The sequence below is a fragment of the Arthrobacter sp. NPDC057009 genome (assembly GCF_042673905.1).
Lineage (GTDB): Bacteria > Actinomycetota > Actinomycetes > Actinomycetales > Micrococcaceae > Arthrobacter.
In genome coordinates, this window is the sequence record NZ_JBHUSB010000021.1 from 54,823 (window position 1) to 79,066 (window position 24,244).

The following is a 24,244-nucleotide window of genomic DNA, read 5'->3' on the forward strand; positions in this document are numbered from 1 at the left end:
AATGGTCTAGACCCAGTCACCTCTGCCGGGTTTCGCAAGAGGGACGGCACTACCGCCCGGCGGGAGCAGCAACAAGATCAGGTGAGCGTCGCCCAGGGCACGCCGGCCGACGCCCTGACTGTCCACGACATCGGGACCGACGACGGAGCTGGGGGCCGCTGGTGTGGGGGACACCAGACGGCTGTCCGCCGCCGGCCGCCTACAAGTTTACTCCTCGGTAATCGCGTCACTCGCGGGCAAATGCCTCACAGCAGGCCGGCCAGGGTGAGGCCTGTGGCTGCTGCGCCGATCGCGCCGATGCTGTTTGCCAAGGCCACTGTGTCTCAAAACCTCTTTGTCGCTAAACGCTAGGGTTTCGAGATCTTTGATGTGACTGGGCAAAGGAATCAGACCGACTTCAGATGGCCGGTCTCTACTCGGCTGTTTCAAGCTTGGCCAGCACCTGCCGTGCGGCGTCCAGATGTTCGAGTGCCAGGCTGACGGCCTTCCTGGGCGGTACCGTGGCTCTGTTAGGCATTTTTTGCCAGCGTCAGCCGGTCATCTGCTAGGAGCTCGTTGAGCTGGTCCTGGACGTCCAGAAGCAGGCGGCAGAGCTCGTTAGCGGTGGCTCTCTCAATGTTCACGTTCCTAATCTTTCACTGTCGTGCTCCGCCGGCGTTCAATGTGTCGCCGTTGGGCAGCTTCCGTGGGCCCTTTGCCGCTGTTTTTGCTACCCGTCCTGGCAGTTTTTGATGTGTCCCGGTCGGAGGACTGATGTGGAGAGGTCTCAGGTATCTCCGTGAAGAGTGAAGTATCGGACAGGCCGGCGGCGGCGTGCATCAACTTCCTTCACGCCGTGCAACCGGCGACGCCTGCGCCGAGTTCAGTCGTGGCGTCGTTTGTGAGTTGAAGTGAGTATGGTGAGTTTGTCCTGGGCGGATGTTGGGGGCGCGTTCTCTGGCCGGTTTATTCTTCTATGGAAGCGGCCCAATCCAAGGCTGCCGTCAGGTGGCTTTCGTCTGGAAGAGCCTGTTGTTCTTCGGCCGGGAGTTTGTCGTAGGTGTAGGCGGCGACGGCCATTGGCGATGTCGAGCGTCCGAGGCTGTATCTGACGCTGCGGTCGTTCTTGGTTCCGCAGATGAGTATCCCGATGGTTTCGTTGTGATGGTCGCGGCGGAGCACGTCGTCGACGAGGGCGACATAGAAATTAAGCTTGCCGGCGTATTCGGGCTGGAACTTGCCGGTCTTCAGCTCGATGACCACATAGCGGGATTGCTCGATATGGAAGAAGAGCAGGTCTACGTAGAAGTCGTCACCGTCGACGTCGAAATGGACCTGGCGGCCGACAAAGGAGAATCCCGGTCCCAGTTCACGCAAGGTTTCGGTGATCCTGGTGGTGAGGGCGTTCTCGAGGTCACGTTCGGCTACTTCCCCGGAGAGGCCGAGGAACTCAAAGCTGTACGGATCCTTGGCGATCTGCTGGGCCAGTTCTGTTTCGGGTCCAACGAGCCGTTGGACAAAGTTGGACGGTGCGGCTCCGGTCCGTTCGAGGGTCCTGTTCATGATCATGTTCAGCAGCACGTTGCGGGACCAGCCGTGTTCGACTGCGGCTGCGGCGTATCGGGCCCGGCTCGTCTGGTCTTTGAGCTTGTCCAGGAGAATGGTCACGTGCCCCCACGGCAATTGCGCAACAGGCTGTTGCGCGATCGTGCCTTCTGCCCATGCGCCGGCGAAGGTCGTCATGTACTGGATATTGCGGGGCGACAAACCTGTCATGTCCGGAAACTCTGCGCGAAGGTCTTCCGAGAGCCGTTTAATGACCCGGCTGCCCCAGCCCTGGGCTTGCTGTTGCGCCCGGACTGCCGCACCGATGGACCAGTAAAGTTCGATGAGCTGGGTGTTGATAATCCGCAGGGCGGTTGTACGCGCTGCCCTGACATCCTGTTTCAGGCCCTCGAGGAGATCGGTGTAGCCGGTGGGTAGATCGAGTTGCCGGGGCGAAGTCATGGTTTTCATCCTATGGGGTGCTTCTTTCGCCTGCCTGAACGCGGCCAAGACTGTGTCTGGGGCCAATCGCGCAACAGGCTGTTGCCCAAATGGGGCTCGCAGCCCGCCGTGGATGATGCCGTGGTTGTCGCGTCGCCCGCCGCGCCGCAGGGGCCCCGCCGTACCGCGCGTACCTCTGGGTGACAGCAAGCCGCACTGCAGACCCGGGCCGGGAGCATTCGTGGCCTGCGGTTCCGTTTGCGGGAAGGGGTCGCACATCCGCCGTCAGCGGCGGCCTTGGTGAATATGGGTGAATCTTGTGAATCCTGTGAATTTGGCTACGGGTAGCCGGGGGCCAGGAGCCGGAGCGGCGACCCGCTCATCCCCCGGTGAGGGGGAACCAGTAGCGGAACAAGGGTGACTCAGTTGCCCATGGGGCCGGCCAGTTGCCGCCGCCGGTACGCGTTCCACGTGTGGTCACTGATCCCGTGTCGGGACCCTGCTTGGAATTGTCGAGCCAGTGTCTGGACAAATAGCGTCCACGCGGGCATGCCACTCCTCCCTCTGGCGGTGCGGCCTGCCGCGGAATCTATTGGATAAGCGAGGAATTAAATAAATCTGGCCAGAACTCATTTCGAGGTCTGGCCGGATTGGGTAATAAGCCGCGTTATTTCGCGGCCAGGTACTTCTCGACGATGTCGGCCTGGATGCGGCCACGAGTATTTACTTGGAGCCCGTTGTCTATCGCCCACATCCGAACTGCCTTAGTGTCCACACCGGAACTGCTGGTTTTACGAGGAGCCGGCCGGCCGCGTCCGCCGGAAGTCTTACGGGCGACGTTGGTGTATCGGCTCAGAGCGCTGCGGAGTTCATTTGCGTGCTCGGCGTTGAGGTCAATTTCATACTCGGTGCCATCAAGAGAGAAGTTGAGGGTTTCGCTCGCTTCGGTACCGTCGAGGTCATCTTCAAGAGTTACTACTGTTTTACGGGCCATAAAATAAGCCTACTGCCTATGAACCCCAACACCTTGTCACCCATAAATCCATATGATCAGGACAGAATCGTTTCCTAACTCACGCGCGGCGGAGGGCAGCCCTGCCTGAAGGTGGCCAGCGGGCCCACCTCTTTCCGTTCTTCCCGTGCTAATACAGGCGGCAGATCAGTCCAAAGAAATTTGGGAATTGTCCCTAGGCCAGAAGGGGCAAGGGAATAGCGGCGCTCTACGGTCAAGTTACCGCGAACTCACTGGGTCGGCGCGGTGGCGGCCGGGCTATAACCGGCCCGTTACAAGCGCACAGACGGGCTGGACCAGTTCCCATCGAGGGTTCCATTCGCCCGCGATTTGACTGGAACCGGCGTGCCGCAGTTCGGCCGAGCCACCGGGATGGCGGCGTCCTTGGCCTTGGCACGCGTTGTCGGCCTGCCCCACACCGGCGATGCCGTGGGTATCGACGGGTTCCTTATCCCGCTGTGGACCACTGACTGCAGCACCGGCCACCTGCTCGGAACCTGCGCTCCTGCACGGCTTACCGGCTCATGCCCTTTTGCAGGAGCTTCGTCTGGCCGTTTGCTCCTCGTGTCTTACGTGCTTTCGGGCTCCGTCCCGGCGCCTTGGTGACGGCGGCGCTCGGCGGGGTCGCCTGGTCCTGGTCGGCGCTGAGTCGCGCCTGGACGGTCTCGTGGTCGGCGACGTTTTCAAGGCTGGCGGCCAGCTGCTGGCGGCGTTCGGCTGAGTCGTATTTAAGACTTGCCTCTTCCCCGAGTGCCGCGGGGTGCTGGTTCTCTTCGTCTGCGTGCTGCTGGCGGTCCCGGTCTTCCCGGTCTGCCTCGGTCAGCAGCTGCATAGCCTGGGTGGTCTCGTCACGGCCGGTACGGCGTTCCTGTTCCGCCTGTTCGCGGTCCCGTTCAGCCTTTGCCAGGGCCTGGGCCACGGACGCATCATTGGCGCCGAGGTTGTCCAGGTCCAGACCGTAGCGGCTCTGTACCTGGTCGCGGATGACCTCGGCCGCGTCGCGCGCGGCCGGGTCGTGGTCTGTCCATGCGGTGGCCGCCTCGTGGACTCGTTCGATGTCGCGGCCGCTGGCGGTGTCCCACCACCGGTTGTCCATGACCGGTGCGAGCTGGGCGCGGGCTGCTGCCCGCTCCGCGTCGAACCGGGCCTGCAGCTCACGGGTCTGTTGTTCCTCGGCTGCCTGGGCGCGGCGCAGTTCCTGCTCGCGTGCCCTGGCCAGCTGTTCACCGACCCGGCCGGCGACGGTCAGCCCGACGCGCGAGATTCCCTCGATTGCTTCTTCGATGCCGTCAGATTCGTGCATGATTCCCCCTCGTTGGTGTTATCTCTCAATGTCCGGTCTGGTGGTTCCGCTTCGGGTGGCCGCAGGGGTGCGTGCCTGCACGTAGGTTGGCGGCAGCACGGAGCCGGCGGACCGGCCGGTAACCTGGCCGGCTGTACTCGCGCGGACGGCTGCGGCTGCTTCGGTATCCGTCGTGGCCTCGGGTGTGCGGACGGGTGGCAGTGCTGCAGCGACCTGGCTCAGTTGGTGCTTCACCATGTGGCTGATCTGCCGTGCCCGGCGCAGGTCATTGGAGGCCTTGTGCATGTCGTGGACGGCCTTGGCGACGTTGAGGAGCTGGCGCAGCATGATTGCCTGCGCAGCGGTTCCGGTCCCGCCCATCGCGGCTGCCATGAGCATGAGGGAGGCTCCGCGGGCCGACGGTCCGACGCTACGGATGGGACGGGCCGGGTAGCGCCGCAGCTGCGCGGTCTTGCACAGCTCGTCAGCCGCTGCCGCGAGTGGTCCGGGGGTTGCCTCGGTTGCCGTGGACCAGGCTGCGAAGGCACCGGATGTCTCGCGTGCAACGTACGCCCAGGTTGCGTGGTCGTCCAGCGGGACGGAGCGCAGGGTTTCACGGAGACGGGCAATGTCGTCGCTGTACTGCTGCCACAGTTGCGGGTCCGGTTCGTGGGCTTCGCGGCCGATCGTGACCGGGCGGCGGCCGCGTGCTGCTGCCTGCCATTCGGCGACCGCGTCGGCGGCACCTTGTGGCGTGTCGTGCCATGCGCTGCGGAGTTTGGGAAGGGCGAGGTCTTTGGCGAGGTGACCGCCGCCGAACCAGACCGGCCGGCCGCCTCTGGCGGCTCGTTCGGCCACGCTGTAGCCGACCACGACGTCGTCGCGTCCGGACGCGTACCGTGGCCTGACCAGGGCGCCGGTCCGGCGGAGTCGTCGGATGAATTCGGCCTCGTCCTGGGCCGAGGTGGCGCAGGCGCGGACCTTGCGTTCGAGGGACCGGCGTTCCGGTTCCGGTGCTCCCCGCCGTTCGGAGGCTTCGCGTTCACCGGGTCGCAGGCCGCGGGTGGAATGCGTGGGTGACAGTTCCTCCAGCCCGTACTTTTTCTCGAGCCCGCGGGCGGCTTGTTGTGCGCGGGGGAAGTCCCGCCAGCTGCTCCATTTCGTGCCGTCTTCGCGGACCATGGATGCGGCGATGTGGATGTGGTCGTTCCCGGCTTTGCTGTGGCCGTGACGGATCGCGACCCACTGCGCCGGCGCGCGTCCGCTGGCTTCGGTGAATCCCATCTCGTCCATGAAGTCTTGCGCGATGTCAGCCCACTTTGCATCGGTCAGGTCGCCTTCTTCGGCGCGCAGGGACAGCGAGCAGTGCCAGACGTGGCCGCCGGGAATCTCAACGCCCAGGATGCTTCTGGCGCGGTCCAGTTCCTTGGCAATGGCCTGGGCCGCATCGGCGTTTAGTTCGTCGTCGTTGTGCCAGGCCATGATGGACGGTGAGCCGGCGACCAGGTGCGGGTCGGTGTGTTCGTTCGCCCGGCCGGGACCGGCGAGGTAGGCGATGAGCCCGTGCATGCGGGTACCCTTGGTGATGTTGGGGATCATCAGCGCACCATCGCATCCAGCATCGTATTGATCCGGTCAGCGACCGCCCGGACCCGCGTCAACACGGTGCGGGCTGCTTCCGGGAATTCGTCCGTGGCGTTCGCGTGCCGGGCGAGCTGGTTGACGTTGTTCGACAGGGCAGCAAGGTAGCGGCGGGCCGCGATGAATTCCACAGCCACCGCGCGCCGTTCAGCGAGCGACTCGGAGTTCTCCGCGTACAGGGCGGCGCTGACCAGGATCTCCGATGGGCTGCGCCCGGTCTGTTCCTCCAGGACCTTCAGCTGGGCGCGTTCGAATTCCGACATCGACACCCGCACGTACTGGGTGGAACCGTCAATGTTCGCGCGGCGGCGGCGGGCGAGCCGGCGCGGCGACTTCCGCCCTTCTTCAGTCATCCCCTGCTCTTGAGTCATCCACTCCCCTCCCCCAATGCCCAGCGCAGCGCCCTGGAACTTTCCGGGCCACACTCACGAGTGTGCCGCACCGCAGGCCGCAGGCCGTGGATCGACACGCGGGTTATGGCACATAACCGCCTAGCTTGCTCCGGGAAATCACCTCTCCTGCTTTTGGGGCTTTGGATGGTTGCTGGGGACTGCCCTGCTGGACGCTGCGCGCCCTTCTTGTTGCAACGACTGCGTCGTTCCGTTTCGGCTGGTTGAGGCTACTGCCCGGTCCTTCCTTGGCAAGTCTGCGCAGCCGGCTTTCGCGGCATAGGGCAAGCGAAAGGTACAGTTTTGGGTCTCATCTCACCATCCAAAGTGGCCAGGCAATACGGAGTCTCCGCGGCGCAGCTGCGGCAGTGGCGGCGGCGCGGCGTCGGCCCCGAATACTTCCAGTTCACCGCACGGACCGTCAGCTACTTCGACGACTACCTGCGGGACTGGTTCAACGATCCCCGCAACGCTGACCTTCTCGCAGAAAATCCTCCGACGAACGCGGACGCGTCGTGCCGGGATGGGCGCGTCCGGCGGAGCCGGCGCCCGGTTGATCGTTAGGCTGGATCCCATGGCGAACCTCGACATTGAACAGACCCGAAACCAAGCCCGCGCGCTGCTGGACTCCCGGATTGAATCCGTCACCGCCCTCGTGCGCAGCCGCCAGCGGATCACCGAGCTGAGGGATCAACTTGTGGCCGCCGAACGTGATGACAAGCGCGCCTACGTGCAAGCCACACGCGACGGCTGGAGCGCGGACGAACTGAAGAAACTCGGCCTCGAACCAGCAGCGGTAAAGCGCCGGCGGACCACAAAGCGCTCCACCGGACCGGACAACGGAGCCGGCCAGGAAGCCGGCACATCCTTCGGCGATTAGTAGCCCCCACGGCACACGCCTGCCCGAATCAAAGGTGGCTCGCGGGCGGAACCCTTGGGACGTGGCAGGACACAAAAAAGGACCGGAACATTCCGGTCCTTTTTTGTCCTTCGGCAAAAGGAAATCTGTGGTCCACACTAGCGCACGCCTGAACGTGCAGTGGGAAGGCACGCCGCGCGTGCGGCTTCTGAATGCTGCCACCAGGACGATGGCAGGTTCCCATCGCCTTGGTCGGCGCGCCACCCTTGGCGAGCTTGCGGGAAGGCCGTGCTCATTGGCGGTCCGCCGCCGGTGAGTGGCTGCCGTGGTTCGCACCCGGCGGCGGACCGCCCGGCGTGCGGGAGGTTCCCGGTCCTGCCCTGGTGATGGGCGCCGAAACCCTTGCCGGGCGGTAGGTTTTCCCGCCCGACAAGGGTGTCTTATGCCGCTTCGGTATGCTCCTCTGTCGGCGTGCCGCTGTCGATGATCAGCTGTTCGACCGGTGATGCCGTGTAGCCCCAAAGAACCAGTTGGTTCAGGTAGTCCCGGTGGGCCTGCGACGGGGACCGCCACGCGTCCTTCGCGATCGTCTTCTCGTACCCGGCGCAGACCAGTGCGATGAGCGAAAACTCAGGCCGTACCGTGGACTTGGCCACATGTGTGCGGAGCGGGTTCCACGCCCAGCTCTTCGCCTCGTCAATCTTCGCGCCGACCATGCCAGCGGCCACCTCGCCGTCGTAGCCGCCGGCCGTTTCGGGGTGGTGGGTGATCGCGTGGACGGTGAAGTACTGCCAGCCCTTGGGTGGCTGCTTTTTCGCCAGCAGGCCGGTCACGAATTCGCGGCGTACAACCTGTGCGGACAGCATCGCCTTATTGTTCTCGATCAGGGTCTTGCGTTCGGCCTTCTGTTCCTCGGTCATCGGTCCTTTCTGCGCGCTGGTGCCGCCGTCGTAGCGTTCATACTTCGGGGCGAAGCCCGTCTCTTTCCACCCGGCGATCACAGCGTGGGTCCGGTGCTGGCCCCGGTAGTCCGTGGTGATCAGGACGGCGTTGGCGTCATCCTCGGTGGCCGGTTCCCCGTCCTCCCTTTTGGCGGCGGTGACATACAGGTTGTCATCGTCGGCGTAGTGTCCGGCGTCCTCCACGATGCTCTTGCCCCGGGCTTCCAGTTCCTCGCGAAGCGTGGCGAGGGCGGCGGCGCTTTCACGCCGGTCACGGAGCTGCTGGGCGACGTGCAGGAGCTGGTCGGGTTCGTCCATGATGACCGATTCCAACTCGGCCGTGGCGTCCTCATCGCCTTCGAACTCGGCCATGATCAGCGCTTCCTCGATGGACCATCCTTTGCCCAGGGCGGCGGCCCCGGCCTCGGAAGCTACGGCCTTCAACGCGCCTTCGACGGTGGTCCTGGTCCGTCCGGTCTTCTTCGCTATCGCGGCCGCCGAAACCCCGATCAGGGACAGCTGGTGATAGGCGTCGGCTTCGTCCGCTTCGGTCAGTTCGGCACGCTGGATGTTCTCGACAACCTGCGTGACAATGCGTTCCGCTTCCTCGGGGGACTCGATGATCATCACCGGGATCAGGGGCCGCTCTGCTTCGACGGCGGCTCGGGTGCGGCGCTGTCCCATCAGGACGTGCACCATGCCGTCATCCTTGCGGTGGGCGATCACCGGTTCCATCACACCGTGCTCCTTGATGCTGGCGATGAAGTCAGCGGTCAGGGCCGCGTCCTTACGGACGTTGACGTCAACCGTCAGCGTGGCCGGGTCGAGCATTTCGAGCGTGGGTACTGCGTTCATGGTGTTGCTCCTTTTTTGCCGAAAGGGTTGGTGGGGTGGGCGGCCCCGTGGTGACCGGCCAGCGTCCCCTTCTCCCCCGCGTTGTTTTGGCTGCTGGCGGAGCTTGCGGAGCTGTGGTCGACGGAGGCCTGTCTACCCCTTGGGGCAAGGACCGTGGAATCTGCGCAGGAAATAAGCGACGCAGGAGCGCCGGAGCCGATTCCACGGCCCGCAGGCCCCGGTGGAGCCTGCGGAACCGGGGCTAGACGGGCCGGAGCGGACACGTACAATCCCTTGGGACAGCAGCCAAAACGCCGTAGGCAAAACAGGGCCAGGGGGTCCGGAGCTCTGCGACGGCGCCCCCTGGCCCCAATAGCCGGCCGCGGAGCCTGCGGAGTGGACGCCCGACCGGGTGCGAGCCCTGCGAGCATGCACTTCCTCTCCCCACCGGTCGCACCCAAGGTTCGTCCCCGTGGCGTCTTGCCGCGTGCAGCAGGTGATGCGAGGGGACCGCTGGCGGGATGGCGGTCCGCCGCCGGCGACCACGCACCCAGGCCGGCCACTGGCGGCGGACCGCCCGCGGTGACCGCCCCGGCAGGGGGACGGCCACCGGAAGGGTTTAGCTGGCGAGGAGTTCGGTCAGTTCGGCCGCGTCGGACACCAGTACCGCTCCGCCTTCTCTGAGGAGCCGGTGGCATCCTGCGGAGTTGGCGCTGTGGACGCTGCCGGGCACCGCCGCGACATGCCGGGCGATAGTTTCGGCATGGTGGGCGGTGATCAGCGCACCTGACCGCCAACGCGCCTCCACTATGCAGGTAACCCCGGAGAGGGCTGCAATCAGGCGATTTCTTTGCACAAAGCGGTGCCGGGTAGGGGCGGATCCCGGAGGCAGCTCGGAGAGCGTCAGCCCGGTGGCGCGGATGGCGGCTGCGAGGTCGGCGTTGCCTGAGGGGTAGTCGCGGTCCAGGCCTCCGGCGAGGACGGCGATGGTGGCCGGGCCGTCCCCGGTGGCTCCGGCCAGTGCGGCGCGGTGGGCGTGGGCGTCGATGCCGTAGCCGAGTCCTGCGATGACGCAGATGCCGCGCTGGGCCAGGCTGTGGGCGATGTCGGCGGTCACGGCCGCGCCGTAGCTCGTGCAGTCCCTCGAGCCGGCCAGTGCGGCGCAGCTGGACGGGTTCGGGATCCCGTTCCCGATGTTGCCCCGGTACCAGAGGCCAAGGGGCGCGTCCGGAAGGTCATCCAGGCCGGTGGGCCAGTGCTCATCGCCGGGGATCAGGAAGCCGCCGCCCACACGTTCGATGGCGGCCAGATCCTTTTCCGGGTCCAGATCAGGTACCCGGGGCGCCCAGCGCTGCAGCGCGCCGGCCAGTTCCTCGTCTGTCACGTCCGGGAGGGTGTGGGCGGGTTGGGCGCCGGTGGCCAGCCGCAGTGCAGCGTACGCGCCGAGCCTGCCCACAAGGGTGCGCCCGACGGTGTCGTGGGGTTCGAAGAGGCGGGTCAGCGCTGCGCGTGCAATGAGGTCGTTCATGGTGTTGCTCCTTTGTGCCGAAAGGGTTGGTGGGTGGGGCGGCTCTGGTGACCGGCCAGCGTCCCCTTCTCCCCCGCGTTGTTTTGGCTGCTGGCGGAGCTTGCGGAGCTGTGGCCGACGGAGGCCTGTCTACCCCTTGGGCAAGGACCGTTGAATCTGCGGAGGAAATAAGCGACGCAGGAGCGCCGGAGCCGATTTTGCGGGCCGCAGGCCCCGGAGGAACGGAGGGGCTAGACCGGCCGGAGCGGACACTTACAATCCGAAGGACAGCAGCCAAAACGTCGTAGACACAAAAGGGCCAGGGGGTCCGGAGCCCTGCGACGGCGCCACCTGGACCCAACAGCCGGCCGCGCCAGCGGACGCCCTTCTCGGTGCGAGCCCTGCGAGCACGCACTTCCTGGTACCCACCGGTCGCGCCCAGGCTCGTCCCCGTGGCGGCTTGCCGCATGCAGTAGGTGATGTGTGGAGGCCGCTGGCGGGATGGCGGTCCGCCGCCGGTGACCAAGCACTCAATCCCGGCCAGGGGCGGCGGACCGCCCGCGCTAACCGGACCCTCCAACGGAGGTGGGCACCCACTTACTGATTTGAGTAAGTGGGTACCCGGCCTGTTTAGGCGGCTTCCTGTTCGAGCCCGAAGAGCTGTTGTGCGAGGTCGATCAGGTGCTCAGGCACGTTGCCCTCGTCCCCGTCGCGGGTCTCTCCCGGGAACACGACGTTGCGGCAGTAAACGTCTGTGAACACTCTGGCTTCTTCCAGGAACCGGAGTCGTAGTGATGTCCGGACGCTGCCCGGATACACGGCCCATAAGCACCTGCCTGGCGTGTAGAGCAGCTTAAGTCAGGCTTCGGGGGTCGTGTCTTCCGGGATTTGTCCGGAAGCGATCCGCTCGGCGGTCTTGGCGTAGGCGGCGTCGATGTACGCCAAGAGGTCGTCGTGGCGGACCCTCCAAACACCGCGGCCACCAAATTGTGCGGCCTTCAATTCTCCACTGCGCACCAGCGAATACACCTGGGGTGCCTTCATGTTCAGAACCTCCTGGACCTGCTCCAGGGACAGCATCCGCGGCAGCTCCCGGCCAGCCGGAACCTCCGGTTCCGTGGTCGGTTCGGTGTTTTTTCGGGGCATGGTCAGCTGTCCTTGGTGTCGCGCTGGCGGATTTCGTTGAGGGTGCGTTGCCCGCGCCGGAGCGACCCTGCCGGGACGGGTTCCCAGACCCGGCCCTGGTGGTGTTTGCGTTGCAGGCGTTTCACTTCGCGCATGGTCGCGCGGACGATGAAGTCCGAGACGCTTGCGTCGCCCTCGAGGTGCCCGGCGGCCTGGAACGCCGCACGGACCTGGCCCGCCTGCTCCTCGGTGAAGTAGGGGGTGAAGCGGGCAATCTTCTTCGGACTCATCGGCTACCGTCTTCCCGGGCATCCTGATCGCCGGCGTCCCGGTTGGCGGCGTCGGTGGTGGCGGTGTGGTCGCTGGGGGCGTGGTTGATGGTGCCGGGTCCGGGTGGGGTGATGCGGGCGAGCAGCGCGTCGTAGGCTGCCTGCAGGGCGGTGTCCCGGGCGGTGGCGGCGGCGAGCTTTGTCGCGGTGTCTGCTGCGGCGGCGGTGGCTTCCTGTTCCGCGGCGCGCGCCTGGTCCAGTTCCCTGGACAGGGCTCCCAGCTGTGCCTGCAGTTCCTCGACCTGGGTCTTTAGTCCGGACACGGTGGTGTCGTGTTCTTCGGTGAGGCGGTCCAGGTCGGCGACGAGCTCGGCGATCTCGGCGTCTTTGTCGTTGCGTTCCTGCGCCCATGCTGCTTCTACGGCGGCGTGCCGTTCGTCGGCCAGGGCGGAGGCTTCGGCCCAGGCGGTGCTGGCCAGCCGCGCGGAGGCCTCGAGCAGGACGGTCGGGGTCGCGGCCAGCCGGCTGCCGGCGGCCTGCCGTTCCTCCGACCATTCCTTCAGGTACCGGGTCGCGTCGGCGTTGCTGACACCAGCGGCGGCGCGGACGGTGGAGACGGTCGGGCGCCGATCGGCGCTGATCCGCTCAGCGGCGGCATACACACGGTCTTTCACGCTCTGGGTCATCGCGGTCCTCAGCAGTAGTAGGAGTAGTAACAATACTACTCCTACTACTGGTGCCTTGTCGCCCCCTTCGCCGGGCTAATTGGCTGGCTCTTCGGGCACGGCGGGGAGGTCGACGCGTCCACTGGGGTTGGCCTGCTTTCCGAACCAGATGTCGTCGTCGGTGTAGAGGCGGGGGCTGATTGTGAACTGGCGCTTTCGGCGGTCCTCGATTTCGGTCTCCGCCTCCGCTGTGACGGTCGCCTCCGTGGCGTCTGGGTTTGGTTCGGGCGCGCGGGGGATCGCGGTGCGGCGAAGTGACAATCCGATCTCGTCGACGTCGAGCTCGATCACGGTGCGTTTCTCCCCCGCTTTCGTCTCGTAGGTGCGCGGCTTTAGCCTGCCGGTGACAACGACGCGGGATCCCTTGGCCAGGGAGGCGGCGGCGTTTTCGGCAAGGCCGCGCCATGCTGTGGCGCGCAGGAACAGCGTCTCCCCGTCCTTCCACTCCCCTGCCTGGGCATCGAAGAACCGGGGTGTGGAGGCGATGGTGAAGTTCGCGACGGCTGCCCCGCTGACGGAATGCAGCCGGGGGTCTGCGGTGAGGTTGCCGATGATGGTGGTGCTGGTTTCGCCGTTCATTGGTTTCGTTCCTTTTCTTCACTGGTTGCGTATCGGCGGGTAGTGGTCATGCGGGGGTGCCGGCCTTGGTGGCCGGCGCCCTGGTTCTAGGCGGCGTTGTCGTCGGGGTCGAGGTCTTCCTCGTCCCCGTACAGGAGTTCCCTCGTCCGGTCCCAGAACTGGTAGAGATAGATCTCCTGCAGGGCGGCCCGGTTAGGGAGCATGTAGTACCCCTCTTCGGGGAGGTCGGCCTCCATTTCGGATCTGGCGGCGTAGAAGCGCTCCTCGGGCGGCGTGGTGGGGGCGTCGAGGCGGGCGATGCTCCAAGCGATGGCGCGGAGTTCCTCGTCGGCCTGGAGTTCGGCCGGGATGTCCTGTTCGGTGAGGATGCGGTCGATGGTGTCTTTGGTGATGGTCATGATGCTGCCCCTTCCTGGCGGGTTTCGATGTCGATGGTTTGCTGGATTTTTTCCGGGTTCAGTCCGGACCAGTGGTTTTCGGTGCCGTCCCGGTCGTAGACGACGACGGGGACCTGGGAGTAGCCGAGTTCTTCGGTGATGTAGTCAAAGGCGGCCTGGTTGGTGGTGACGTCCACTTCGCGGAATGGGAGGCCGGCCTCAACGAATTTGTGCTTGGTCTTGGTGCAGCCGAAGCATCCGGAGGGCTTGGTGTAGATGGTGAGAGTCATTTTCAGTCCTTGGTTTCGTATCACTTCTGGTTAGGTTCGTCTGGCTGACTTTCTACCTCCATTCTACCAATCATTCAGGTGAATGAATAGTGCTTTTGCCGCGATTTCTAGCGGTTTTTTCTCGTTTAAACTGTTAGTGATCGCGGGGCGGGGCCGTCAGCTCCCGGCGAATAGCCACCGGCATCCGGTCCTCGGAATAGAGCCGCAGTAAAAGCCCTGCCACGCTTCCCCTGGATAGGCAGCAACTCGCACCCACGGCTTCCTGTTCCGGTCCGTGGCCTTGCTTTTCGATGTGAAGGAGGCCGGGAGAGCAAATACGTATCCCCTGCGCCGGCCCCGTGAATCTGCTCGGCTGATTCACCGGCGCTGCACATGAAACTTCCGAAAGGACAAAATACGTATGGGAAAGCATTCCCAATAGGTTTGCAGCAGTGCGTTGAGGAAGGGTTTCCGGGATGGCTTTTCGGATTCCTTGTGGGATTGACCTTGATTTATGCAGCTCTTAGCCTTAAGCAAAATGCGGGAAGGCTCACACCACGGGAGGGGCCATGTCCTCGGCGCAGCCCCACAACAATCATTCGCCAGGGTCGAGGCACACTTCGAAAGCGCTGTGGCGCAAACCATTTGTCTGGATCGGCGGCATCATGGCAGCCGCTATCGCGGCGTGGCTGACAGAAGTTTTCACTGGTGGCCTGACCATGCTCTTCGACGCGGACCGGTATGGGGATCCGGTCACTGTGCAAGTAGACGTGGAGGCCGAGAGGAGCGATCAGGCGGTTTCCCTGCCGCCTCAAGTCACGGTTTCGAGGGAAGACGCCGCCAAGGTGTACCCGGCCGGAGCTCAACAACAGGCAGACTTGTTGGCGGCACGTGGCGGCACAGTGATTGGGCCCCGCTCCATGATGGTCATCATCACCGGGAGACGGCCCGACTCCGTGAGGGTCACTGATATTCGTGATATCTCTGATTGCTCCGCAGCTGCCCGGGGAGGAACGCTTGTTTGGCTCAACAGGCCTTTTATGCCCCACGTTGATCCGTCCATCAGGGTCGGCCTCGATATCGGTGCGGCGAACCAACACGTGTATTTAAAAGACCCAACTGCGGCCGAAAAGAAGCCTTTCTTCCCGGACAAGACCATCGTGCTTCAAAAGGACGAAAGTCATGTGTTGATGATTGACCTGGAACCGCCAGCAGGAATGGTTTGCCGGCCGCAACTGGAAATGACGGTTCTGGATGGTGACAAAACGCACAAGCAAAAACTGGTGCCGGAGGATCAAAGGCAGCCGGTAATGGATGAATCTCCCGACGAGGCCCAATACCAGCAGGTCCGTCTGTGGGGTAGCGTCTGTGAGAACCTGGTTACCGCGCCTCCTGGCTGGCAAGATCTGCCTGATCCATGCACAACGCAGAGCTAGCCGGCACACTGGTTTCAGCTGTCTCGAGATGCAGAACCAGGCCGGTCCAGGCCGCGGTGACAGAGCAAACGTGGATACCTTCGACGCCAAAGGAAACCCGTCACACTTAGCGGTTTCGGAAGCTCCAATGGAACCGCTAATACAGAATGAGGAAATCCGTGCGGGGCAGCCCCCGCGCTGCCTCCTGGTTTAGGGCTCGTCCACCTCGATCTCGGGCAGTCGGCGGTCATTGACGGGATAGTCCACGGGGCCGCGGCCCTTGTCTGCTGCCGTGAGCAGGCTCAGTTCGATCAGGTCTTCGAGGTGGCTGGCGTCGGGGCCGACAGTGTCGTCGTCGGTCATGCGGAATTCTGTCACGGCTGCTCCCCCTGTGCCTAAGTGAACCTGGCTGGATGAATAGGACGGTGTTGTCCCTTTCACCCTAGCCGTGGTTTCTGCGCGCTGGCTGGCAAAGGTGGCTTCGCCCGCGCAGCGTTACCGGCGGCCGGGGGAGCGCAGCGGCGGAGGCCGCCGGCGCCACCGCGTGGAAGTGGGCCGGGCGGGATCGTGTGCTGATCCGGCCCGGCCCGCTTCTTCTAGATGAGGCGGCGCTTGTAGGCGGTGTCAGCGTCGCGGGCGACGTCGGCGACGTGGCCGCGGTTGATCAGTTCCCGCAGCAGCACCGCGAGGCGGAAATCCGGGACGTCCTCCGCGGCGAGTTTCAGGTATCGGTCGGCGTGGGATCCGCGGCCTTTGAGCCATTCCAGCCAGCCCATCAGGGTCAGCATCGGGGCGCGTTGCCCGGCCGGTACGGCCTTCATCAGCTCGAACGCGATCGCCTCGGCGCGGTCCACGCGGTCCCAGTCGGGACGGGCGGTGAACTTCCCGGTCAGCACGTCACCGAAGCTGCCGTTGTGGGTGGTGATGGTGTCCCGGAACAGGTAGTCGCGGATGTGACGGTGCTGGAATGCTGCCGCCAACTGCCGGGCGGTGTCCGTGTCCGGCATGCCTGTCCCGTCCAGCGTGGCCGCCCACGTCTCGCATGCGGTTTCGAGGTCCTCCTCGGTGCCTTCCGGGGCCTGTACGGGCGGCGCCCACGTGCCCAGCAGCTCGGCGTTGTACACCTCAAGGTGCGGGGCGGACCCGTAGTAGGTCAGCGTGACGTTGGCGTTGCTGTCCCTGACCTCGTCCAGCGGGTTCTTTTCGGCCGTGCCGTAGGTGGCCCAGTAGGTGCTGGTGACCAGCAGGACCAGGCGGACGGGCATCCGTGCCGTTGCCAGCTCGGTGGTGAGAGCGGCGACGTGTGCGGCGTAGGGGTAGCCGTACTCCGGGTCTTCGTCGGTGTAGACGATGACGTAGGATCCCGTTGCCTTGTCGTCGTGGGCTGCGTAGGTGGTGATCATCTGCGCGTAATCGCCCGGGATTTGCGCGTAATCGCCCGGGGCGGCTTCTGCCGGGGCGTCCATGCGCAGGCTGGCCCCCAAAGATCCGGCGCGGGCTGTCAGCACGACGAAGGATTCCTTCGGCTGGACGCCCAGCAGGTGCGGGACGGCGGCGATCAGGTCAGCCGAACCGGAGATGGTCAGTTTTTCAGTCATGGTGTTGCTCCTTTTTTGCCGAAAGGGTTGGTGGGGTGGGCGGCCCCGTGGTGACCGGCCAGCTTCCCCTTCTCCCCCGCGTTGTTTTGGCTGCTGGCGGAGCTTGCGGAGCTGTGGCCGACGGAGGCCTGTCTACCCCTGGGCAAGGGGCGGGAAATTCCCGGAGGAAATCAGCGACGCAGGAGCGCCGCAGGGAAATTCCCGGCCCGCAGGCCCCGGTGGAGCCTGCGGAACCGGGGCTCGACAGGCTGGAGCGGACACGTACAATCCCTTGGGACAGCAGCCAAAACGTCGTAGACACAGCAGGTGATGACGGACCGGAGCTCTGCGACGGACCGGCAGCACCCAACAGCCGGCCACGGAGCTTGCGGAGTGGACGCCCGACCGGGTGCGAGCCCTGCGAGCATGCACTTCCTCTCCCCACCGGTCGCACCCAAGGTTCATCCCCGTGGCGTCTTGCCGCGTACAGCAGGTGAGGTGTGGAGGCCGCTGGCGGGATGGCGGTCCTCCGCCGGCGACCACGCACCCAGGCCGGCCAGTGGCGGCGGACCGCCCGTGCAAACCGGGCCCCTACGCCGGAGGTGGGCACCCACTTATTGACTTGAGTAAGTGGGTGCCCGGCCCGGTCAGGCGGCTTCCTGTTCCAGCGCGAAGAGCTGTTGTGCGAGGTCGATCAGGTGCTGAGGCACGTTGCCCTCGTCCCCGTCATGGGTTTCTCCCAGGAACACGACGTTCCCGCAGTACACGTCGGCCAGCATCCCGGTTTCTTCGAGGACCAGCATCGCGGTGCGGCGGTTGGGGGGAAGGTTCAGGATTTTGCCTTCCTCGTTCAGGTAGAAGTGCCAGTCGTCGCCGCTTACGGCTTCGATGTTCCCGGCCACGAGGTTTTGCAGCGTCTCCAGTCCGGCGTCGATGGTTTCCACGCGGGCCGGTTCGTTCAGGTCGGCGGGGATGATCAGGGCGGTGCAGGTACTCATCGGGTTGTCCTCTCAGATGATGTGTGTTGGGTTGGTGTGTATGGCGTGGTGTGGTGCCCCGCCGTTCAGGGGCGGGGCAGCGGCTTGTGGTGGGGTTAGGCCGCGTCTGTGAGGGTGCAGGGCATCCGGTAGCGGCTGGGCATTTCGGCGGCGGTCTCGGGCAGGTCGTCTGGGCCTTGGGCCTGTCCGTTCTTCCAGTGGAAGAACGCCTGTTCGCTGATCGCGGTCCAGAACCTGGCTTTTGTCCTGAACCAGTACGTGCGTACGTCGCCTTCGCAGTAGGTGGCCATGCCGAACAGGTTGCCGATCCCGTCCGCGGTGCGGATCCCGGCGACCATGACGTAAGGCCATTGGCCCAGGTCCCAGCCGTCGCAGCCCCAGCTGGGGATCACGGCCCAGCCGTGCTCTGCGATGACGTCCATCCAGTCGTACCCGTCGTTCATGTGGTAGTCGACGAGCACGGGCACGTCGTGGACTGTTTCTCCGGTGTCGGCGGTGGTCACGGTCCTCGTAGTGACTGCGTTCATGGTGTTACTCCTTTTTTTGCCGAAAGGGTTGGTGGGGTGGGCGGCCCCGTGGTGACCGGCCAGCGTCCCCTTCTCCCCCGCGTTGTTTTGGCTGCTGGCGGAGCTTGCGGAGCTGTGGCCGACGGAGGCCTGTCTACCCCTTGGGGCAAGGACCGTGGAATCTGCGCAGGAAATAAGCGACGCAGGAGCGCCGGAGCCGATTCCACGGCCCGCAGGCCCCGGTGGAGCCTGCGGAACCGGGGCTAGACCGGCCGGAGCGGACACTTACAATCCCTTGGGACAGCAGCCAAAAAACGTCGAAGACGTGGAACCAGGGCCAGGGACGGCGGAGCCCTGCGGAGCCGGCACTGGACCCAACAGCCGGCCGCGCCAGCGGACGCCCTTCAACTGGTTGGAGCGCAGCGGAAACCAGGGCGAGCCTAACGAGCACGCGCCTTCAGCGAACGTTCAACAAACCCCAAGGTGCTCCGGACTTTCTCTAAGGCTGGCAAGACAGACTTGTCTCATCCCCGACAACGGGCCTCGCTTACAGACAAGGCGTGCAGGCCATCACGGCGGGGCCGGGCTGTCTCCCCATGCACCCTGGCCCCGGCGGAAAGGCGCCCGCTCCCCACACCTCAGGCTGTGGGCCGCGGAAGCCGCGGCCGATAAAGGCCAGCCCTGGGCCGGCGGGGTGGCAGGATTGTGCCGTGGTGACCAGGCGGCATAGTGTGGTTCCGAACTCGGAGTGGGTGTTGATGTACCGGGGCGGGCTGACCCGCTCGCGGATCGCCGCGCTCACCCGGGCCCCGGCTGCGACCGTCGGCTACCACCTGGCCATGGCACGGGCCGCCGACCCGGGGCTGCAGGCAGCGCACGTGAACGCCGCCAGTACCCAGGCACGTGTCAGCGTGCAAAGTCTCGCGCGTATGCACCGCCTCGTGGCCATGGTTCAGGAAACCGGCCGCTACCCCTCCCGCACAGCCCCAGCAGCCGGTGAGCGGACCCTGGCGGCGTGGCTGGAGCGGCGCCGTCACGACGCCGCTGCCGGGACACTGGCACCTGTGTACCGGAACGGGCTCGCCGTCCTCCCCGGCTGGCACCGACTACCCAGGCCGGTGGCCGACGCAGCCAGGTGGCAGGACCGGCTCTCCGCCCTGGTTCGGTACCGGGCGGCCGGGCACGACTGGCCCCGCCACAAGGCCGACACGGTCGGAGAAGAGCACGTCCTTGGCGTTTGGCTGCACGCCCAGCGCCAAAAGGCACACCTTGGTGACCTCGACCCGGCCAAGGCGCAGGCGCTGGACAAGATGCTGCCGGGCTGGCGTGCCGGACGGCAGCGGGGCCGCAAACCCAAGAACAGCAGCGGCACCAGCGACTGACCCAGCGGGCAGGACAGCGATCGCATAACGGCTTCGGGTTAGCGTCCGCTCCGCGAACTCAACTCCCGACGGCGGAACCGCCGGACGTCCGGCGGTTTCCCCGCCCAGGAGAACCCGCTCCATGCCCCCGCTGCCACCGCCTACTCCCCCCGGATTCCGCGTACGCCGCTTATTGAGCCCCCGCGGTTCCTGGGTGACGGCGGCCCGCCCGGTGCCCGGCACTCACGCGGCGCCCGTCCTGTCCATGGTTGGGGGCAATTCGGGTTATCCACGGCTGAATTCTCGGGAGCCATCGGGGGAGTTCCCGTCGGCCGCCGCAGCGGTGGATAAGCCGAACGGAATTGTCCCCGGTTGTGGGCAGGACGCCATCCCCGGCCCACTCGGACGGAGTGGAAGTTGTTCTGTCAGTGCCAGGGTCTACACTGAAAGAATCGAAGATATGTTCGAATAAAGGTGCGTCGTGAGCGTTATTGTTGGTCCCCGCGTGATAGACGCGGGGGTGTCGTTGTTGTCGGTGCTGGTGTCCCCGGTGCCGGTCGCGGCGGGGTACCCGTCGCCGGCGCAGGACTACTTTGATGGCCGGATTGATCTGAACGAGCACCTGATCAAGGACATCACCAGCACCTACGTGGTGCGGGTGACCGGGGAGTCGATGGAGGGTGCCGGGATCAGCGACGGTGACGAGCTGATCGTGAACCGGGCGCTGGAGCCGCGCGACGGGTGTGTGGTCGTCGCGGTCCTGGACGGGGAACTGACGATCAAGCGGCTGCGGATCACACCGGACGGTGTGGTTCTGCAGGCGGAAAACCCTAAGTTTCCCGACATCGGGGTCCCGGCCCTGTCGGACCTGGTGATCTGGGGTGTGGCGACCAGGTGCCTGCACCATGTCTAACGCCGGCGATTTCTTCAGAAAGGAAGGCGGTCGTGTCTAGGCCGGCGGTGATGCGGCGGATGCCGCAGATCGCGCATGTGGATGTGAACTGCTTCTACGCCTCCGCGGAGAGGGCGTTCAACCCGTCCCTGGAGGGCCGGCCGGTGATCGTGCTGTCCAACAATGACGGGTGCGCCGTGACCCGCTCCCCCGAGGCCAAGGCCCTGGGTATCGCGATGGGCGAGCCCTGGTTCAGGCTCGCACCGCGGGCGAAGGAATGGGGCCTCGTGGCGCTCTCGAGCAACTACGAACTGTATGGGGATATCAGCGCCCGGGTCATGGAACTGCTCGGCCGGTACTCGGCCTGGCTGGAGGTCTACAGCATCGATGAGGCGTTCCTCGGCGTCAAAGGCACCCCGGCCGAGCTGCTCGCCATGGGCCGGGCCATGAAGGCTGCGGTCCGGCGGAATGTCGGCGTTCCCGTGTGCGTCGGGATCGCCCCGACGAAGACGCTGGCGAAACTGGCCAACAAATGGGCGAAAAACAACCCCGCCTTCGGCGGGGTGTGCCACTGGGACTCCATCCCCGCCCCCGTGCGGGAGACCCTGCTGGGGCGCCTGTCCGTCATGGAGATCTGGGGCGTCGCCGGCCGGCTGACGAAGCGGCTGAATGTGATGGGCATCTTCACGGTCCTGGACCTGACCCGGGCGGACCCGGTGCTGATCCGGGACAGGTTCTCGGTCGTCATGATGCGCACCGTCCTGGAACTGCAGGGCACGCCCTGCATCCCCATGGAGGAAGAACGGATCGGGCGGGACCAGCTGATCTTCTCCCGCTCGTTCGCCCAACCCATCACCACAGCAGCCGGAATGCGGCAGGTCCTGAGCGTCTACGGCCAGCAGGCCTCCGCCCGGCTGGCCAAACACGGGCTGCAGGCCAAGGTCCTGACCGCGTTCGCCGGCACGTCCCACTACAACCAGAACGACACCTCCTACCCCTCCGTGTGCGTGCCCTTGTCGATGCCCACCGCGGACCCGGTGATCCTGACCAGGGCCGCGCACGCGCTCCTGCCCCGGATCGTTGAAGGGGTCCGGTACGCCCGGGCCGGGATCATGGTCACCGACCTGCGCCCCACCGGCAACCAGGCGCCCCTGTCCCTGTTCGAAAACCCGCACGAGGAACGCCACATCGGAGCCCTCCTCGAGGACGTCACCCGGCGGTACGGGCGCGGCTCCATCGGACTGGGCCACGCCGGGATCAAAACCGGGCTCGACTGGACCATGAAACGCGACATGCTCTCCCCCCGGTACACCACCCACTGGGACGAACTCCCCCTCGTCAAAGCCGCCTAAAACAACAACCAAACGTCAACACCAAGCACCACACGAAAGAACCACCACATGACAATCACGACAGACGCGCCCACCCTGAACACGCACGCCCTGGACCTCCCGGTCGACGTCCGCTTCACCCCTGCCGGCACTCCCCTCGCTGTCCGCTACGACGGACGGATCTGGGCAGTCGCCGCCGAACCCGTGCACTGGTTCAGCAGGGACTCGTGGTGGGACACCCGCCGCACAGCCCCCGTCGGGATCGGGAACGTCGTCGACGTCGAGCACTGGCGCATCCAGGTCCGCCTCGACTCCACGGCCCCGCTGCGGACCTTCGAGCTGCGCCGCGATCCACTGTCCGAACAGTGGCTCCTGGCCACCATCACCGACGACTAGGCCAGGCGTGCAAGGATTTTCCGGCCCGGTCCCGGACGGGATGTGGACGGCATTGCGCGATGAGTTCGGCCTGCCCTCCCTAGAGGACGTAAGTGCCCGTCTGAGTGTGCTGCCGGATCCGGAACCGGCGCTGCGGGCCCTGGTTCGGGTGTTCATCGGGGACGGGACGTTCTGCCCCGGTTTCCAGTTCCTGCCCGGCGGGCACCTCGACCCCCGGGTGACGGCCCTGTTCGGGACGGCACTGGAGGCGAAAGTACCGCACAACTACTTCGCCCTGTGGATGATGACCCAGGCCCGCGAGCTCTCCGGCGCCCGGCCGGTCGACCGGCTGGACGACACCGGCCGGCTCGTCAGGCTCCTGCGGGCTGCCGCGGGGGCCGCACCTGTGGGCCGGCGGTAAGAGTTCACTTCCTCCGGGCTTCTCGGCGCCTACACCGCTCCGAGGGCCACGACCGGCTCCGGGACGTGGTCTGCGTTGAAGTCTGGTGCGTCCGAGTACGCCGCAGCCGGAGTCGGTCGTGGACCTTCGGCCTGCGGTGTGAGGGTAGGCCGGGGAGTGACCTGCCGAAGGCCATCACTGACAGTGAGGATGGCTCTGCGTAGTGTGGGGCCATGGGACTGATGTACGACGATCCGCGGCTGGCCGCTCTGACCCTGCTGCGCATCGCCGCCGAGGAATCCGAAGGCCCCAGTGAAATGACCGGGCACATGCACGCCGTCCTGGACGACCTCGTCCAGCGCAACGGGGCGGCGTACCTGGCCGAGTTGGCCATCGCTTTTGCCCGGACCGGGTTCATCGCCCTGGATGAACTCGCCCGAACCACCGGGAACAGCACCGATGAACTGCTGGACGCCGTCGAGGTCGACACGCTCGAAGGCCTCAATGGCGGCTGCTGAATACCCCGCGGGCACCGGGCTTCCCGCGGGGCTTGCCCCGCCGGTGAAAGTCGCACTCGCCAAGGTGGTCACGAAGATGCCCCGCGCACGGCCCGGGAACCTGCTGTATGAACCCAAATGGGACGGCTATATTCACTGGACATTGTCAATCCATGCTGCCCCCGCCGATCACCCGGTTGCCGTCGTACGTGCCACAATTCCGCGCGAGGCAGAGCAGCCGGGGTGGCTGTTCGCGCGGTAGGAGAGCTCATGATTACCAAAAGGCTATGGGGCGGTCCAGTGTTTCAGTCAGGGCTCCCTGGCGAGGCGTCCAATCGAACCGGCATTCGGGCAGGTTCCTGTCAGCTACTTCAAAGAAAGCCACCACAGTGCTGCGTAGCCGGATAGTCGACCGGCTTACGGGACGCTATGCGGACGGGCCTCTTACGGACGTTTTAAGCCGGGTTGCAGAAATGGGAGTGCTCGGCAGCCTGCGTCAATCGATTTCTGTACCTCGCCCTGCAGTCGGGTCAGGCCGGGTGCCCGCATAGGTGTCAGTCTCTTGTTCTGTTCGTAGCTCTGAGCGCTCTGCTCCTGGCCGGGCGGAGGAGCCCAAGCCGGTTCCTCATGGAATCGAATCGGCCATCAAGATAAATGACGACAGGGGCGTTCTACTGACCGCTCCTCGATATCTGGCGTCTTGAGCGCACGCGGCTCACGCCCCAGACACCGGCCCAAAGGAAAGCGACCAGGATAAGCGTTTCCGTGCCGTTAGGGGCGAACGGCCCCAGAATGTAGGGAGCTACAAACACAAGTACCGCCGTGCCGACAAGCGAAAATACCAGAGTGCGTGCGGTCATGTTCATATCGCCTTCCATCCCCTCTGCTCACTCCCTCATTATGCATCCCGATTACGTTTCCATGAGTACCGCTAACATGACACTCAGGATTGCGTAAGACCACCGATGTAGCCGTCCCCAGCGGCGCAGCAGCGCCATCTTTCTGAGTTTCACAGCTCACCAGGGACTAGCGGTCCAGCGTCGCTGTCGCGCCGTGGTGGGAGAAAGTATGCGGTTGCCTCGCCCCTGGCTCTGGCCGGGGATGAGGTTTCGGGCAGA

At 65.3% G+C, this 24,244-nt stretch carries 28 protein-coding genes; 10 read left to right on the forward strand and 18 right to left on the reverse strand.

Translation table 11 applies throughout. From position 1 onward, the window contains the following. Positions 1-945: 945 nt before the first annotated feature. The 5 genes from ACFTR6_RS18505 to mobC all read right to left on the reverse strand — a co-directional run bounded on the left by ACFTR6_RS18505 (position 946) and on the right by mobC (position 6,253). Entirely contained in the window at positions 946-1,986 is a 1,041-nt protein-coding gene (locus ACFTR6_RS18505; protein WP_377958965.1) for a YhcG family protein, read from the reverse strand. Between the two features lie 646 nt (positions 1,987-2,632). Beyond that, the gene (locus ACFTR6_RS18510) at positions 2,633-2,959 is read right to left on the reverse strand and encodes an Lsr2 family protein (RefSeq protein WP_377958966.1); all 327 of its coding nucleotides are present in this window, start codon (positions 2,957-2,959) and stop codon (positions 2,633-2,635) included. 532 nt (positions 2,960-3,491) lie between these two features. Beyond that, positions 3,492-4,280 (reverse strand): hypothetical protein, encoded by a 789-nt coding sequence (locus ACFTR6_RS18515; RefSeq protein ID WP_377958967.1) that lies wholly within the window; start codon positions 4,278-4,280, stop codon positions 3,492-3,494. Between the two features lie 18 nt (positions 4,281-4,298). Further along, positions 4,299-5,858: a relaxase/mobilization nuclease domain-containing protein gene (locus ACFTR6_RS18520; RefSeq protein ID WP_377958968.1), complete on the reverse strand. Its 1,560-nt coding sequence runs from the start codon at positions 5,856-5,858 to the stop codon at positions 4,299-4,301. Then, positions 5,858-6,253 carry a plasmid mobilization relaxosome protein MobC gene (gene mobC / locus ACFTR6_RS18525; RefSeq protein ID WP_377958969.1) on the reverse strand — a complete coding sequence of 132 codons (396 nt, stop codon included), beginning with the start codon at positions 6,251-6,253 and terminating at the stop codon, positions 5,858-5,860. The genes ACFTR6_RS18520 and mobC overlap by 1 nt, the downstream gene beginning before the upstream one ends. Positions 6,254-6,616: 363 nt before the next feature. Between mobC and ACFTR6_RS18530 the strand changes: the two genes are divergently transcribed. Then, entirely contained in the window at positions 6,617-6,853 is a 237-nt protein-coding gene (locus ACFTR6_RS18530) for a hypothetical protein (protein ID WP_377958970.1), read from the forward strand. Positions 6,854-6,863: 10 nt separating this feature from the next. Continuing rightward, a complete protein-coding gene (locus tag ACFTR6_RS18535) occupies positions 6,864-7,169 on the forward strand; it encodes a hypothetical protein (RefSeq protein ID WP_377958971.1) in 306 nt (101 codons plus the stop codon). 419 nt (positions 7,170-7,588) lie between these two features. On the opposite strand, the gene ACFTR6_RS18540 is transcribed toward ACFTR6_RS18535, so the two are convergent. From ACFTR6_RS18540 to ACFTR6_RS18580, 9 genes are all read right to left on the reverse strand, one after another. Then, on the reverse strand, positions 7,589-8,944 hold the full coding sequence (locus ACFTR6_RS18540; protein ID WP_377958972.1) for a ParB/RepB/Spo0J family partition protein: 1,356 nt from the start codon (positions 8,942-8,944) through the stop codon (positions 7,589-7,591). 598 nt (positions 8,945-9,542) lie between these two features. Beyond that, the gene (gene dprA / locus ACFTR6_RS18545; protein WP_377958973.1) at positions 9,543-10,451 is read right to left on the reverse strand and encodes a DNA-processing protein DprA; all 909 of its coding nucleotides are present in this window, start codon (positions 10,449-10,451) and stop codon (positions 9,543-9,545) included. A gap of 609 nt (positions 10,452-11,060) precedes the next feature. After that, the gene (locus tag ACFTR6_RS18550) at positions 11,061-11,192 is read right to left on the reverse strand and encodes a hypothetical protein (protein WP_377958974.1); all 132 of its coding nucleotides are present in this window, start codon (positions 11,190-11,192) and stop codon (positions 11,061-11,063) included. A gap of 96 nt (positions 11,193-11,288) precedes the next feature. Next, the gene (locus ACFTR6_RS18555) at positions 11,289-11,576 is read right to left on the reverse strand and encodes a helix-turn-helix domain-containing protein (RefSeq protein ID WP_377958975.1); all 288 of its coding nucleotides are present in this window, start codon (positions 11,574-11,576) and stop codon (positions 11,289-11,291) included. A gap of 2 nt (positions 11,577-11,578) precedes the next feature. Next, the gene (locus tag ACFTR6_RS18560) at positions 11,579-11,845 is read right to left on the reverse strand and encodes a hypothetical protein (RefSeq protein WP_377958976.1); all 267 of its coding nucleotides are present in this window, start codon (positions 11,843-11,845) and stop codon (positions 11,579-11,581) included. Then, positions 11,842-12,510: a DNA-binding protein gene (locus ACFTR6_RS18565; protein WP_377958977.1), complete on the reverse strand. Its 669-nt coding sequence runs from the start codon at positions 12,508-12,510 to the stop codon at positions 11,842-11,844. Before ACFTR6_RS18565 ends, ACFTR6_RS18560 begins: the two co-directional genes overlap by 4 nt. Before the next feature lie 75 nt (positions 12,511-12,585). Next, positions 12,586-13,128 (reverse strand): single-stranded DNA-binding protein, encoded by a 543-nt coding sequence (gene ssb / locus ACFTR6_RS18570; protein ID WP_377958978.1) that lies wholly within the window; start codon positions 13,126-13,128, stop codon positions 12,586-12,588. An 86-nt stretch (positions 13,129-13,214) separates the two neighbouring features. Further along, positions 13,215-13,526 (reverse strand): hypothetical protein, encoded by a 312-nt coding sequence (locus ACFTR6_RS18575; protein WP_377958979.1) that lies wholly within the window; start codon positions 13,524-13,526, stop codon positions 13,215-13,217. Beyond that, positions 13,523-13,795 carry a glutaredoxin family protein gene (locus ACFTR6_RS18580; RefSeq protein WP_377958980.1) on the reverse strand — a complete coding sequence of 91 codons (273 nt, stop codon included), beginning with the start codon at positions 13,793-13,795 and terminating at the stop codon, positions 13,523-13,525. Before ACFTR6_RS18580 ends, ACFTR6_RS18575 begins: the two co-directional genes overlap by 4 nt. Before the next feature lie 548 nt (positions 13,796-14,343). On the opposite strand from ACFTR6_RS18580, the gene ACFTR6_RS18585 reads away from it, so the two are divergent. Beyond that, on the forward strand, positions 14,344-15,210 hold the full coding sequence (locus ACFTR6_RS18585; protein WP_377958981.1) for a hypothetical protein: 867 nt from the start codon (positions 14,344-14,346) through the stop codon (positions 15,208-15,210). 189 nt (positions 15,211-15,399) lie between these two features. On the opposite strand, the gene ACFTR6_RS18590 is transcribed toward ACFTR6_RS18585, so the two are convergent. The 4 genes from ACFTR6_RS18590 to ACFTR6_RS18605 form a co-directional block, all read right to left on the reverse strand. Next, positions 15,400-15,567 (reverse strand): hypothetical protein, encoded by a 168-nt coding sequence (locus tag ACFTR6_RS18590; RefSeq protein ID WP_377958982.1) that lies wholly within the window; start codon positions 15,565-15,567, stop codon positions 15,400-15,402. A 218-nt stretch (positions 15,568-15,785) separates the two neighbouring features. Further along, the gene (locus ACFTR6_RS18595; RefSeq protein ID WP_377958983.1) at positions 15,786-16,787 is read right to left on the reverse strand and encodes a DUF4192 family protein; all 1,002 of its coding nucleotides are present in this window, start codon (positions 16,785-16,787) and stop codon (positions 15,786-15,788) included. A 626-nt stretch (positions 16,788-17,413) separates the two neighbouring features. Further along, positions 17,414-17,764 (reverse strand): DUF3846 domain-containing protein, encoded by a 351-nt coding sequence (locus ACFTR6_RS18600; protein ID WP_377958984.1) that lies wholly within the window; start codon positions 17,762-17,764, stop codon positions 17,414-17,416. Positions 17,765-17,859: 95 nt separating this feature from the next. Then, complete coding sequence (locus ACFTR6_RS18605; RefSeq protein ID WP_377958986.1) at positions 17,860-18,291, reverse strand: hypothetical protein; 432 nt, start codon at positions 18,289-18,291, stop codon at positions 17,860-17,862. A gap of 710 nt (positions 18,292-19,001) precedes the next feature. On the opposite strand from ACFTR6_RS18605, the gene ACFTR6_RS18610 reads away from it, so the two are divergent. The 7 genes from ACFTR6_RS18610 (at position 19,002) to ACFTR6_RS18640 (ending at position 23,388) form a co-directional block, all read left to right on the forward strand. Next, entirely contained in the window at positions 19,002-19,652 is a 651-nt protein-coding gene (locus tag ACFTR6_RS18610; RefSeq protein WP_377958987.1) for a helicase associated domain-containing protein, read from the forward strand. Positions 19,653-20,112: 460 nt separating this feature from the next. Continuing rightward, positions 20,113-20,544, forward strand: coding sequence for a LexA family protein (locus tag ACFTR6_RS18615; RefSeq protein ID WP_377958988.1), 432 nt, complete (start codon positions 20,113-20,115; stop codon positions 20,542-20,544). Between the two features lie 50 nt (positions 20,545-20,594). After that, positions 20,595-21,875, forward strand: coding sequence for a Y-family DNA polymerase (locus ACFTR6_RS18620; RefSeq protein ID WP_377958993.1), 1,281 nt, complete (start codon positions 20,595-20,597; stop codon positions 21,873-21,875). 48 nt (positions 21,876-21,923) lie between these two features. After that, complete coding sequence (locus ACFTR6_RS18625) at positions 21,924-22,250, forward strand: hypothetical protein (RefSeq protein WP_377958989.1); 327 nt, start codon at positions 21,924-21,926, stop codon at positions 22,248-22,250. A gap of 7 nt (positions 22,251-22,257) precedes the next feature. Beyond that, on the forward strand, positions 22,258-22,650 hold the full coding sequence (locus ACFTR6_RS18630) for a hypothetical protein (RefSeq protein WP_377958990.1): 393 nt from the start codon (positions 22,258-22,260) through the stop codon (positions 22,648-22,650). 212 nt (positions 22,651-22,862) lie between these two features. After that, positions 22,863-23,147 (forward strand): hypothetical protein, encoded by a 285-nt coding sequence (locus ACFTR6_RS18635; RefSeq protein WP_377958991.1) that lies wholly within the window; start codon positions 22,863-22,865, stop codon positions 23,145-23,147. Then, complete coding sequence (locus ACFTR6_RS18640; protein WP_377958992.1) at positions 23,134-23,388, forward strand: hypothetical protein; 255 nt, start codon at positions 23,134-23,136, stop codon at positions 23,386-23,388. The genes ACFTR6_RS18635 and ACFTR6_RS18640 overlap by 14 nt, the downstream gene beginning before the upstream one ends. Positions 23,389-24,244 lie beyond the last annotated feature (856 nt).